Raw genomic sequence first — 13,788 nt, 5'->3', positions numbered from 1 at the left:
CAGGGATTTTTAAAAACAAAACATAATAAATAACATAATTATAAATAAAATTAGGCTAATAAAAAGTTGACAACAAAATAAAATTATGCTAATATGACAATAGAAAAAGGAATGCTATAAAAATGAAAGGAGCTAAAATGGACAAGCCATTATTGAAAGTATGTGGACTTAAGAAAAGTTTTGGTGGTGTTGAGGTTCTTCATTCTATCGATTTTATAGCCGAAGCAGGTAAAGTAACAGCCTTGGTTGGGGAAAATGGCGCAGGAAAATCGACTTTTATGAAGATACTTATGGGAGAATATGACTCTGATGCTGGTACTATAGAACTGAATGGGAAAGAAGTTCATTTTACAGATTCCCATCAGGCACTTTCAAATGGAATATCAATGATTTTTCAGGAAATGTCGCCTTTTCCGAATCTTACAGTTGCTGAAAATATGTATATAGGTAGAGAACCACATAAATTACACTTTCTGAAAAAAAAAGAGCTTCGAGAAAAAGCAAAAGCACAGTTAAAAAAACTAAATATTTCACTGAATATAGATACTCCTGTAAAAAATTTGACCGTATCTGAAATGCAACTTTTGGAGATTGCAAAGGCCGTGTCATATCAATCACAGATTGTAATCATGGATGAACCGACATCAGCACTGACAGATTCTGAGGTAAGAATTCTGTTTGATATGATTGCAAAATTAAAGAAACAGGGGGTTGCAATTATATATATCAGTCATAAACTGGATGAATTGTTTGAAATTGCTGATGTGATTAGTGTTTTAAGAGATGGTCAGATGATTAGTACGCATCCAATAGAGTTAGTTGATCGGGATGTCATGATAAGTGAGATGGTAGGAAGAAAGATTGATAATATTTATCCTACTGTAGAAAAGAAAATTGGAGAGCCTGTGTTGGAAGTGAGAAATTTAAAACGTCAAGGTATTTTTCATAATATAAGTTTTCATTTGAAAAAGGGCGAAATACTTGGAATTGCAGGAATGGTTGGTGCTGGTAGAACAGAAGTTGTTACTTCAATTTTTGGAATTGATAAATACCAATCAGGAGAAATATTTTTGAATGGTAAAAAGGTTGATATTTATAGTCCTAAATCTGCGATTCAAAACCATATCGCTTTAGTACCAGAGGACAGAGCCAGATGTGGTTTGAATCTGGGTGCAACCATTCGGTCAAATATGTGTACTACTATATTGAATAAGACATCAAAGTTTCATGGAGCATTATCGGATTCTAAAGCAGAATATAATTATACTAGGTTGATGATGGATAAAATGCATATTAAAGCGACTGGATCAGAACAGGAAGCAGGCTCATTATCAGGAGGAAATCAACAGAAAATTGTAGTGGGAAAATGGTTATTGACTGAGCCGGAGATTGTTTTTCTTGATGAACCTACAAGAGGAATTGATGTGGGTGCAAAATACGAAATTTACCAGCTTATTCAGAAACTGGCTAAAGAGGGAAAAGCAATCATAATGATATCCTCAGAAATGCCGGAATTGCTTGGAATCTGTGACAGGGTCTTAGTAATGAGAAACGGAGAGATTGCAGGCGAAATGGATGTTGCAGAAGCTACGCAAGAGAAAGTTATGTCTGTAATTGTGGGTGAACAATAAAAGATAATGAGGTAAATAAAAGTGGATGATAAGAATGTAAAAAAATTAAAAATTCCGGGCTTTGTTTCAAAATTAGGTATTGTGTTTGTTTTGATCGCATTGGTTATTTTATGGTCGTGTTTGTCCAGTGCTTTTTTTACAGTTAATAATATGCTGCTTATTGTGAAACAGGTAAGTATGTATAGTATTTTATGTGTTGGTATGACATTTGTTTTAATAACAGGTGGAATTGATTTGTCTGTCGGATCTATAGTTGCATTTGCAGCTGTTTTTGCTGCTCATTACTGCTCAGGTGATTATTTGGAAACACCACTTATTGTTCCAATTGCTATTGCAGTTTTTATTGGATTGGGATGTGGGTTGATAAACGGTATATGCATTGCTTATGGAAATATTCCACCATTTATTATGACAATGTGTATGATGTTGGCGGCCAGAGGGGCAGCATATGTGTATACAAATGCAAAAGCAATTTTCAATTTAAATCCTGATTTTGTAAATATTTCAAATGGATTTCTTGGAAGGACATATACAGAAGAGAAGTTAATTGAAAATTATGGAATTCCATATATGGTATTTTATTTTGCAGCAGCTGTATTGATTGGCATTGTTATATTGCATTTTACTACATATGGAAGACGTATTTATGCCATTGGTGGTAATAAAGTTGCAGCTAGATATTCTGGGATTAATACTAAGCTGGTTGAGTGTTCTGTTTATGTTCTTAGCGGATTATGTTCTGGAATTTGCGGGTTTCTGATGGCATCTCGTATTTCATCTGGTAATGCGAACTCAGCGGACGGTTATGAAATGACTGTAATTTCAGCAGCCGTGATTGGAGGCGTTTCTTTATCAGGTGGGGTCGGTTCTATGTATGGTGCCATGATCGGCGTATTAATTGTTGGTGTAATTCGAAATGGTATGGATATTCTTGGAATAAATACATATTTTCAGCAAATATTACAGGCTGTAATAATTTTGGTAGCTGTATATATTGATGGAAAAGTAAATCGAAAAAATAAATAAAATATCATAAAGGAGGAAGTGTAACATGAAAAAAACTTTATCGAGAGGTCTTGCAGGGGCATTATGTGTGGGTTTAATGATTGGAAGCTGTGTTTCAGTAGGCGCAGAAGGGGAAACAGCAGATAATCTTGGCAAAATTTTATTTTTACAGACTCACAACAATAATTCTTTTATGTCCTATATGGGAGAGGTTTTTGTGAAACTTGCTGAGGAAAAAGGGTTTGAAGTAGATCATTTAACAGCCGATTCGGATGAGGGGAAGCAGCTTTCTCAGATTGAACAGGGGATTTCAAGTGGCGAATATGTTGGAATTATCTGTGATTGCACAGGCGAAGGCGTAACTCAGGGATTTAAAGAGGCAAAAGAGGCTGGATTATATGTAATGACATTGCATGAGGGGGTAGAGGACAATACATATGTAGACTGTATTGTTGCATGTAGCCTTGCTGAGACTGGATACGAAGCTATCTCACTGGAAGTAGAAGAATTAGGTGACAATTTTAATCTTGCAATTGTTAATGGTTCTGAAGGTCATGGTGCGACTGTTGCAATCAGAAAGGGATATGACAAAGCACTTGAAGAATATCCAGATATAAATGTTGTTTTTGACGGAGCTGGAAACTGGAATGCAGAAGATGCTATGGCACTTACTGAAACCTGGTTTTCATCAGGAGAAAAGATCGATGGAATCGTTTGCATGAATGATGGTATGGCAACTGGTGTGCGTCAGGTAATGCGAGATAATGGAGTTTTAGGAACAATACCGATTTATTCAAACGATTGTGAGGAGAACACTTTGCAGGCTATTGAAGCTGGTGAGCAGAGTGGTTCCTTTGACATGAATGCTGAAGCACAGTGTACTGCAGCTTTGGATGCAATGGCAAATCTTATTGCAGGAGAAAAGATAGAGGAAAAAGAAATTTATGTAGATCCTCTCTTGGTTACGAAAGATAATTTGGAAGAGTACAGAGCAAGTCATAGTGACAACTATTAATTACCCATATAAAAATAGGAGCTGCAATGGAACCTGAGAAAAAAACGATTTTGATGCTGGGAACTTTTGACTCAAAGGGAAATGAATTTCAATATTTATATGAAGAATTGCTTCGTAGAGGTGTGGCTGTAATGACTATGGATGTAGGTGTGTTCAAACCACAGGGACATTTTCATGTAGATATTACCTCAGAAGAAGTTGCCGAGAGCGGTGGGAGGCTGTTGAAAGACATAAGAGCGCGCGGTGATCGAGGCGAGGCTATGAAGTACATGAGCCTGGGAGCCAGAAGTATTGCCCTGAGTTTGCAGAAAAAAGGAATAATCCAAGGTATAATCAGCATGGGCGGTGGAGGAGGAACTTCGGTGGCAGCTACGGCGATGCAGGGATTGCCATTGGGATTTCCAAAAGTATGTATCAGTACATTAGCGTCTGGAAATACACAGGAGTATGTGGGTACAAAAGATATAGTTCTTTTTCCATCTATTGTTGATATATGCGGAATCAATCGTTTCTCGAGAATGATTATGTCAAGAGCTGCCGGAGCTGTTTGTGGAATGGTAGAACTAGATCCAATAATAAGTCAGAATGATAAACCAGTAATTGCAATTTCTATGTTTGGAAATTCCACTCCGTGTGTAGAAAAATGTTCAAAAATTCTAAATGAAAAGGGTTTTGCCACGGTGATTTTTCATGCTACAGGATCTGGTGGAAAAGCAATGGAAGATTTTATTGTTGAGGGAAATTGCATAGCGTGCCTGGATATTACAACCACAGAATGGGCTGATGAAATTTGTGGAGGAATCTTATCAGCTGGCAGCACAAGACTAGATGGACCAGGAAAAGCTCATATTCCCCATTTGATTGTTCCCGGTTGTCTTGATATGGTCAATTTTGGAACGATGGATACAGTTCCGGAAAAGTATGTAATAGCAGAACGAAAATTTTATAATTGGAATCCAATGGTAACTTTAATGAGAACCAATGAAAAAGAAAATGAGATATTAGGAAAAATATTAGCGGAAAAGGCAAACGAATCTTTATCTCCTGTTGCGTTTTTGTTTCCATTAGAGGGAATTTCAATTCTTGATGGCGTAAACCAACCATTTTGTGATTGGAAAACAGATAAAATTTTATTTGAGTCAATCAGGAAAAATGTAAAAGAAGGTATTCCAATTAAAAGTGTAGAAGCAAATCTTAATGATGATTTGTTCGCAGAAGCAGCAGTTGAAAATTTGTTGGAACTAATGAATAAATGATAAGAGGAGAAAAAAATGGCAATTAAGCGAGAAGAAATTATTAGAAGACTTCGTAAAAATATTAGTGAGGGAAAACCTATTATTGGTACAGGTGCTGGAACTGGAATCAGTGCAAAATTTGAAGAGGCAGGAGGAACCGATTTAATTATTGTCTATAATTCTGGACGATACAGAATGGCAGGAAGAGGTTCAAGTGCAGGTCTTTTAGCTTATGGTGATGCAAATCAGATTGTAATGGATATGGCTGGGGAAATTCTTCCGGTAGTAAAGGATACCCCTGTTTTAGCAGGTGTTAATGGTACAGATCCGTTTAAGGATATGCATTATTTCTTAAAAAACGTAAAAGAAATTGGATACTCAGGAGTACAAAATTTTCCTACAGTAGGTTTGTTTGAAGGAAGAATGCGCCATACTTTTGAAGAAACTGGTATGAGTTATAATCTAGAAGTTGAAATGGTTCATATTGCACATGAAATGGATTTATTTGCTTCTCCTTATGCTTTTAATCCGGAAGAGGCTGTAAAAATGACAAAAGCAGGTGCTGATGTTATTGTAGCTCATTGTGGTTGCACTATAGGTGGATCTATAGGTGCAGAAACGATTATGGAATTGGATGCAGCAGTTAAAGTTGTACAGGACATTCATGATGCTGCTACGGCTGAACGTAGTGACGTGATTGTATTGTGTCATGGTGGTCCGATTTCAAGTCCTGAAGATGCGCAGTATATTCTTTCACATACGAAAGGAGTACATGGTTTTTATGGTGCTTCAAGTGCTGAGAGAATGCCGGTTGAAGTTGCTATTACTGAACATATCCGCAAATTTAAGAGCATAACATTTTAAGAAAAATGAAAATTACGATCGCTATTGATTCATTTAAAGGAAGTCTTTCATCGGTAGAGGCAGGATGTGCAGTTCGTGATGGGATACTTAGCTGCTATGCTGATGCAGAAATTCATATTAGTCCATTAGCAGATGGAGGAGAGGGATTTACGAAAGCTTTGATCTATGGAGTAGGGGGAAAGCTCCATAGTGTAGAAGTTACAGGTCCTTTAGGAAAAAAGGTTAACGCTGAGTTTGGAATTTTAAATGATGGAGTAACGGCAGTAATAGAAATTGCTGAGGCAGCTGGAATTACACTAATTCCAAAAGAAAAGCTAAATCCCTTAATAACAACTACATATGGCGTAGGTGAAATAATAAAAGTAGCATTAAAAAAAGGTTGTCGAAAATTCTGGATAGGAGTTGGCGGAAGCGCAACAAATGATGGTGGACTTGGTATGTTGCAAGCCCTGGGCGCTGAGTGCATAGCTGAAAATGGACTGCAAGTTGCGTATGGAGCTTATGGATTGAAGCAATTAAAACATATGACAGTGGAAAAATTTATGCCAGAGTTGAAAGAATGTGAATTTAGTATAATCTGTGATGTAGGAAATACATTAACAGGGAAAAATGGTAGCAGTTATGTGTATGCCAGGCAAAAAGGAGCATCAGACGCTGAAATAAGGCAAATGGATGTTTGGATGCAGAATTATGTGGAGATTGCAAAAAAAATAAATCCGTTAGCAGATGAGAATTATCCGGGATGTGGAGCTGCTGGTGGTTTAGGATTTTGTTTCCTTACTTTTTTGAACGCCAAGTTGATGCCTGGGGCTGAGTTTATTCTTAGAAAAACCAGACTTGAGGAGTATATAAAAAATTCTGATTTAGTCATTACCGGAGAGGGCTGTCTGGATGGACAGACCGTTATGGGAAAAGCTCCAATAGGAGTTGCTAGATTTGCAAAAAAATATAAAAAACCGGTTATTGCATTTTCAGGCTGTGTTAAAGATGGAGCTCAAGCATGTAATGAATATGGAATAGATGCATATTTTCCAATTCTTAGAAGCATAGTTTCGTATGAAGAGGCTATGGATAAGCAAAATGCTGCTATCAGTTTGCAAAGGACTTGTGAACAGGTTTTTAGATTAATTAAAATGAAAATTGCGGATTAGTTATATTTTTACAGGGTAGCTGAAGCTTACACGAGCTTGCTACCCTGTTTGGCTTGGTGTTTTGGAAATTCTAATGTCTTTCTCAGGCGATTTTTATTTTTGATGGTTGCCGTTGCCTACAAAATTATTGAGACTCCAAAGCTTTCATGGTATCATTGTAAAACAGGAAATAGTGATACTGTGAATTACCGAGGACAGTGGGAGAAATACAGGGCTATGGGAGTGAGTGGTATTTATTCGGATGCATTGTGAAAGCGGGTTTGGATTCGATATTAAGGATGATTTTGAAAAAAATAGAAAGGGGCATTCAAACATGAAAAATTATCGCGCAGAATTAACTGGCGTTTTCGGTGATCCAGTGGATGATAATCCTACTGGTGTAGTTGAGGAGGCTGCATTTGCAGCGAAGAATTTGAATTACCGTTATCTGACCATTAAAGTGCTTCCAGAGGATCTTGGAAAGGCAATGGACAGTGTGAAAATTTTTGATATGAAGGGAATCAATCTTACCATGCCCCACAAGATCAAGGTTCTCCCTTATCTGGATGAACTGAGTCCGGCAGCAGAGATTATCGGAGCAGTGAATACGGTTATCCAGAAAGAGGGAAAACTATTCGGTGAGAATACGGATGGAAAAGGGTTTGTAACCGCGTTGAAGAATTCTGGTGAGACTCTGGATAAGAAAAATGTGACTATTCTTGGCGCTGGCGGAGCAGCCAGGGCGATAGCTGTTGAATGTGCATTAAATGGGGCTGCTTATATCAATATTATCAACCGTAGCATTGAAAAAGGTGAGGAACTGGCATCTCTTATTCAGATGAAAACAGACAGCAGTGCAAAGTATCTTAACTGGAAAAACAATATGGCAATTCCATCTGATACAGATATTTTAATCAATGCCACTTCAATAGGTTTTTCTCCAAATGTGACAGACAAGCCAGACATTGATTATACTAGCATCACACCGGAAATGTGTGTATGCGATGTCATATTTAATCCTGCGGAAACAATTTTTCTAAAGACTGCAGCAGAAAATGGTGCAAAAACCATCACCGGTCTTGGAATGCTGGTACAGCAGGCCGCACTGAATTTCACCCTCTGGACAGGCGTGGAAGCGCCGGTAGATGTGATGGAGGATGCGCTGAAGAAGGAGTTTGAGTAAGGAAGGCAGGCTTTTTCTGAAAAGAAAGTTGTCAGATTGAATTTTTTTAAACAAAAAGGATGTGAGACCTTTGAAAATAAATTATGAAACTGTCCACTTCAATTATGCAGACAGAATAGGCAATCTGACCGCGGAAGCAGTCGGCGTAGTAAAGGGAGAGAAACATTTTCCGGTTTACAGTGGAAATCAGATTTTTAAGCCATTGAGTAAATCCAAGCCATTTTCTACGCCTTTGTTCGCTTATGCGGAAGTGTTCTGGTCGAATGTGATAAATGAATATTTTGTATCGGCACCTTTATATCAGCTGGCGTTTTGCCATGGTTATGAAGAAGAGACACAGAAATACTATGATTATGGGACTGTGGTTCCAAGGATTTACAATGAAGATGAGCAGCTTTTGAATCTTCTGGAATTCTTTCGGAAGTATCCGGATAAAAAGGTAGATATAGACCAGTATGAGAATTACTGTATGATGTTTTATGACTATGCGGATATTCTGGAGGCTTCCTATTTCCAGAATTATAAAGACCTGGCAGAGCAGTTTGCCATGCAGATCCTGGTTTCTGTGCTGAAAGGCGATCAGAATTATCACTATGAGAATATTGCATTCGTTTGTAATAAAAAAGGAGAAATTCTGAGGCTGGCGCCGATGATCGACCATGAATTCTCCACTTACTTTATGTTTCCGGACAATTCTGCGCAGCATATGTACTGGTACAGTGAGTTGATCCGTTCCATGGAAGGACATGAAGTTCAGGATTATGAATATGACTGTCTGAAGAACCCAAAAGAACGGCAGATGATGGAAAAAAGTGCCGTTTGTCTGCATAAGAATCTTGTGTATATAAAAGAGCATTACCCGGAAGTTACCGGAAAGTTTATAGAGAAACTGAATTGCCTGGAGCATGATCTGGAAGAGAATCCATCTCCCTTCTATCTGCAGGAAAATATTGAATATCCGGGAACTGCCAACTCTTATGCTTACATGTCCGGGAAAGCCAGATACAAGGATCATGATGAGGAAAAGGCAAAGCTTCTGGAAGAAAAATACAGTTCCAGGGAAAAGAAAATAGATTTTCATGTATTGAGTGTTCAGATTGTGCAGGAAATCAAAGGAATTATAAGGTTGTTGAAAGTAATGCTGGAGAAAGAAAACGGCAATTGGGATAAAGTAAAGGAACAAAATGATGAGGACAAAGCCGGAGCCGGATTTACAGGTAGAAAAATAAAGGCATATGACAAGCTGGAATTGACAGATGAGCAGCAGAAAGTTCTTGCTACTCTTAGACAGAACTGTGTGGAAGAGACTCTTTGGTCAGCAATTGCAGCCTTCCAAAACTACCCATTTCGCACATCCTCTGGACTCCCATACCAGTACAAGCTGAAAATCGGCAAAGACGGAACCTACAACAAAGAGCTTCTCATCGACCGCCGGGAAAACAGCAAAACCTTGTCCTGGAGCAGCATAAAAATGGCATTCCAAAATTGCCGGCAGATATCCGGCATTGTGAAACGTCCCAAGGCATTAGGGGATATTAGAGGGATTTCTTATATTTACCCATTGTTCTGGAAATTTGGACTGATCGAAGTTCCTGAAGAGATTGCGAAGAAGATGGGTGGGGAATGAGATACAAAAGAAAAGCTCTGACAAATGATAATTTTTTTAATATCATTTGTCAGAGCTTTTAATTACGTAGCAACAAAACAAAATCTATGCCTGCTTATCCCTGCAGTTTCTTCCCCTGCTCAAATTTCGGCTCACAGGTCAGCTCCACGCCCAGTTTACGGAAGGAGAGGACATCCACAGAAGACAGCATAACAGAAGTATGTGCCTGGCAGCCTTTCAGCTTCGGAAACTGCTCCAGGGCAAGACGTGCTTCTGGATTCGTAGCAGCACTGATGGAAAGGGCAATCATGGTCTCATCCATATGAAGACGAGGATTCTTACTTCCAAGATAATCTGTCTTCAGCTCCTGAATAGGGTGAATAGCATCCGGGGAGATCACATGCTTCTGGTGATCAATTCCGGCAAGCTCCTTCAACACATTCAGAAGAAGGGCGGAGGAAGCACCAAGCAGATCAGAGGTCTTACCTGTGATGATCCTTCCGTCCTCCAGCTCCATGGCAGCAGCCGGAGCACCAGTTTCTTTCTCTCTTTCCAGGGCAGCAGGAACAACCTTGCGGTCCTCCAGTGTGGCATGTGCCTGCTTCAGAAGAAGCTCGATCTTGTAAACCTCCTCCTCTGTGCCAGTACCGGACATAAGCGCATCCATACTTTTATAATATCTGCGGATGATCTCCTGACGGGAAGCCTCCTGGCAAACCTCATCATCCACAATACAGTTTCCTGCCATATTAACGCCCATATCTGTAGGAGATTTGTATGGGCACTCACCCATGATTTTCTCAAACATAGCCTGTACAACAGGGAAAATCTCTACGTCACGGTTATAGTTGACAGTGGTCTTACCATAAGCTTCCAGATGGAATGGGTCGATCATGTTGACATCATTCAGATCAGCGGTAGCTGCCTCATAAGCCAGGTTTACCGGGTGCTTCAGCGGGATATTCCAGATTGGGAAAGTCTCGAACTTGGCATAGCCTGCGCTGATTCCTCTCTTGTATTCATGATAAAGCTGGGAAAGACAGGTAGCCATTTTTCCGCTTCCAGGTCCAGGCGCTGTGATAACAACCAGCGGGCGGGTGGTTTCGATATAGTCATTCTTGCCGTATCCCTCGTCACTTACGATCAGGGAAGTATTGCTTGGATAACCTGGGATATTATAAAGGACATAAACCTTGATTCCAAGCTTCTCCAGACGCTTCTTGAACGCATCAGCACTGTTCTGTCCGGAGTAACGTGTGATGCAGACGCTTCCTACATAAAGTCCTCTGCTTGTAAATTCGTTCATCAGACGGAGCACGTCCTCATCATATGTGATGCCAAGGTCACCGCGGACCTTATTCTTTTCAATATCAGGTGCACCGATTACGATTACGATCTCTGCCTGGTCGGAAAGCTGCATCAGCATGCGCAGCTTGCTGTCCGGCTCAAATCCTGGAAGAACACGGGAAGCGTGGTAGTCATCAAATAACTTGCCTCCAAATTCCAGATAAAGTTTGTTGTCAAATTTGCTGATTCGTTCACGAATGTGCTCGGACTGCATTTTCAGATATTTGTCATTATCGAACCCAATTTTTTTCATTCTGTCTTTCCTCCCTCTTTCTCTGGGCTGTTCTTTACTATGTTCACAAAACACCTTGCGGAATATTTGCGGCACATAGTAATCTTTTAGTTCCTCATCCATTATGTTGTTTCTTACTGTAAAGTTACAGGTAAAAAGGATACAGCAGATGCGTTCTGCACCTACCTTAAAAAATATGTTCCTGGACTGTATTAGAAAAATCATTCCTGCAAATTGTACGCACATCCTGCAGAAAGCTTTTTTCAAACACGCTCTAGTATACTACAGTTTACGCCGTAAAAAAAGTATCTATTTTTTTTCTGATGTGAATTTTTTTGACCTTTTTTTCTCAAAAATTCAGAGGGTTTTCACAATATCCAGGTTGATTTATCTGCGTTTTATCTTTATAATAGAAAAGATAGTAAGGAGGAATGAAATGGATAATAATCTGGATAACAATCAAGGCGGACGCCGCCCTGATAAAGGGGATCCAAGAAGAGATCAGGATCCCAACCGCAATAAGAAAAATCATCAGTCCATTCTGGCTTTTCTGATATGTCTTTTGGTTACTCTGGTGTGTTTCAGCCTGTTTACCAATATGCTGCAGGATAATTCCAGTGAGATTACGTATGATAAGTTTATTGATATGGTGAATAATGATGAAGTGAAATCCGTTACACTTCAGTCTGATAACCTGACTATCGTGCCGAAGAAGCAGGTGAATCCTTATCAGGAAATCAGTTATTACACCAATCTGACAGAAGATGAGACTGCCCTTACCAAACGTCTGGAAGGAACCGGTATTATTTTTAAATCTGAGCCGCCGGATGCTTTCGGAGAATTTATGGCAATGATGCTTAGCGTACTTTTACCGTCTGTGCTTCTGTTTGTGCTTCTTATGTTCTTTATGCGCCGCATGAACAAAGGCGGCGGTGGTATGATGGGCGTTGGGAAAAGCCGCGCCAAGGCGTATGTACAGAAAGAGACCGGAATCACATTTAAGGATGTTGCCGGACAGGATGAGGCCAAGGAATCCTTGCAGGAGGTTGTGGAATTTCTTCACAATCCAGGCAAATACGTGGAAATTGGTGCTAAACTGCCGAAGGGCGCCCTGCTTGTAGGACCTCCGGGTACAGGTAAAACCCTTCTTGCCAAGGCTGTTGCAGGGGAGGCACATGTACCGTTCTTTTCCCTTTCCGGATCAGAATTTGTGGAGATGTTCGTTGGTGTAGGTGCTTCCCGTGTCCGTGATCTTTTTGAGGAAGCCAAGAAGAATGCGCCGTGTATCGTATTTATTGATGAGATTGATGCCATTGGAAAGAGCCGTGATTCCCATTACGGCGGAGGTAATGACGAGCGTGAGCAGACTTTGAACCAGCTGCTTGCTGAGATGGATGGTTTTGATACTTCCAAGGGACTTCTGATCCTGGCAGCTACCAACCGTCCGGAGGTACTGGATCCGGCACTTCTTCGTCCGGGACGTTTTGACCGCCGTGTTATCGTTGACCGTCCGGATCTGAAAGGACGTATTGATATCCTGAAGGTTCATGCGAAGAATGTAAGGCTTGACGATACCGTTGATTTCGAGGCAATTGCCCTTGCCACGTCCGGTGCCGTTGGTTCTGATCTTGCAAATATGGTCAATGAGGCCGCCATCCTGGCTGTTAAGAATGGCCGTCACGCAGTTTCCCAGAAGGATCTTCTGGAGTCTGTTGAGGTGGTTCTTGTTGGAAAAGAGAAGAAAGACCGTATTTTAAGTGCCCAGGAGCGCCGTATCGTATCCTATCATGAGGTAGGACATGCACTGGTAAGTGCCCTTCAGAAGGACTCCGAGCCGGTACAGAAGATCACCATTGTGCCTCGTACTATGGGCGCACTTGGTTACGTTATGCAGGTTCCGGAAGAAGAGAAATATCTGAATACCCAGAAAGAACTGGAAGCTATGCTGGTCGGATATCTTGGCGGACGTGCTGCTGAAGAGATCGTTTTTGACAGCGTGACAACTGGTGCTTCCAATGATATTGAGCAGGCCACCAAGGTCGCCCGTGCTATGATCACCCAGTATGGTATGTCCAAGAAGTTTGGTCTGATGGGTCTTGCAACTCAGGAAAATCAGTATCTGAATGGTCGTGCAGTGCTTAATTGCGGTGACAATACAGCTACAGAAGTCGACCATGAGGTTATGGAGCTGCTTCGTGTTTCTTATGAGGAGGCGAAGCGCCTGATCAGCAGCCACAGAAAGGCTTTGGACAAGATCGCTGCTTATCTGATCCGCAAGGAGACCATTACCGGTAAGGAATTTATGATCATTTTCCGCGCAGTGGAGAAGGGAATGGAAGTTTCAGATGTGTTGGATGCAGAAGGGCTGAAGGCGCTGGATGAGGCTGTGAAAGCAGAGGATAAGACGGATGAGGCAAATGCGGACACAGAGACAGCGGAATCTGCTATTGCCGTTCCTGCAATTGGACGATACAGATAATATAGGATAAAACATCAGAACCGGGAGACATGTTTTCCCGGTTCTTTTCAACAAAGGAGAG

Annotated in this window: 10 protein-coding genes; 9 read left to right on the top strand and 1 reads right to left on the bottom strand. The window is 40.5% G+C overall.

What is annotated here, in order from left to right:
* Positions 1-122: 122 nt before the first annotated feature.
* The 8 genes from AB5618_RS05185 (at position 123) to AB5618_RS05150 (ending at position 9,690) form a co-directional block, all read left to right on the top strand.
* Positions 123-1,631, top strand: coding sequence for a sugar ABC transporter ATP-binding protein (locus tag AB5618_RS05185; protein WP_368366562.1), 1,509 nt, complete (start codon positions 123-125; stop codon positions 1,629-1,631).
* A gap of 21 nt (positions 1,632-1,652) precedes the next feature.
* The gene (locus AB5618_RS05180; RefSeq protein ID WP_368366561.1) at positions 1,653-2,657 is read left to right on the top strand and encodes an ABC transporter permease; all 1,005 of its coding nucleotides are present in this window, start codon (positions 1,653-1,655) and stop codon (positions 2,655-2,657) included.
* Positions 2,658-2,682: 25 nt separating this feature from the next.
* Entirely contained in the window at positions 2,683-3,651 is a 969-nt protein-coding gene (locus AB5618_RS05175; RefSeq protein ID WP_173736078.1) for a sugar ABC transporter substrate-binding protein, read from the top strand.
* A 26-nt stretch (positions 3,652-3,677) separates the two neighbouring features.
* Entirely contained in the window at positions 3,678-4,907 is a 1,230-nt protein-coding gene (locus AB5618_RS05170) for a Tm-1-like ATP-binding domain-containing protein (protein WP_173736079.1), read from the top strand.
* 15 nt (positions 4,908-4,922) lie between these two features.
* Positions 4,923-5,750, top strand: coding sequence for a phosphoenolpyruvate hydrolase family protein (locus tag AB5618_RS05165; RefSeq protein WP_173736080.1), 828 nt, complete (start codon positions 4,923-4,925; stop codon positions 5,748-5,750).
* A 5-nt stretch (positions 5,751-5,755) separates the two neighbouring features.
* Positions 5,756-6,901 carry a glycerate kinase gene (locus tag AB5618_RS05160; RefSeq protein WP_173736081.1) on the top strand — a complete coding sequence of 382 codons (1,146 nt, stop codon included), beginning with the start codon at positions 5,756-5,758 and terminating at the stop codon, positions 6,899-6,901.
* A 313-nt stretch (positions 6,902-7,214) separates the two neighbouring features.
* Positions 7,215-8,063 (top strand): shikimate dehydrogenase, encoded by an 849-nt coding sequence (aroE, locus tag AB5618_RS05155; RefSeq protein WP_173736083.1) that lies wholly within the window; start codon positions 7,215-7,217, stop codon positions 8,061-8,063.
* A 70-nt stretch (positions 8,064-8,133) separates the two neighbouring features.
* Positions 8,134-9,690, top strand: coding sequence for a hypothetical protein (locus AB5618_RS05150; RefSeq protein WP_173736084.1), 1,557 nt, complete (start codon positions 8,134-8,136; stop codon positions 9,688-9,690).
* 94 nt (positions 9,691-9,784) lie between these two features.
* Here AB5618_RS05150 and AB5618_RS05145 read toward each other — a convergent pair whose 3' ends face one another.
* Positions 9,785-11,269 carry a DUF1846 domain-containing protein gene (locus tag AB5618_RS05145; protein WP_173736085.1) on the bottom strand — a complete coding sequence of 495 codons (1,485 nt, stop codon included), beginning with the start codon at positions 11,267-11,269 and terminating at the stop codon, positions 9,785-9,787.
* 415 nt (positions 11,270-11,684) lie between these two features.
* On the opposite strand from AB5618_RS05145, the gene ftsH reads away from it, so the two are divergent.
* Positions 11,685-13,727, top strand: a complete 2,043-nt coding sequence (gene ftsH, locus AB5618_RS05140; protein ID WP_368366560.1) for an ATP-dependent zinc metalloprotease FtsH — start codon at positions 11,685-11,687, stop codon at positions 13,725-13,727.
* The last annotated feature ends 61 nt before the right edge of the window (positions 13,728-13,788 follow it).

Origin of the sequence: Ruminococcus sp. J1101004sp1_RTP21198st1_B9_RTP21198_201120 (genome assembly GCF_040924245.1) — a bacterium.
GTDB classification, from domain to species: domain Bacteria; phylum Bacillota; class Clostridia; order Lachnospirales; family Lachnospiraceae; genus Blautia_A; species Blautia_A faecis.
The sequence above is the reverse complement of the archived record's forward strand: the minus strand, read 5'-3'. Positions and strand labels throughout refer to the sequence as shown.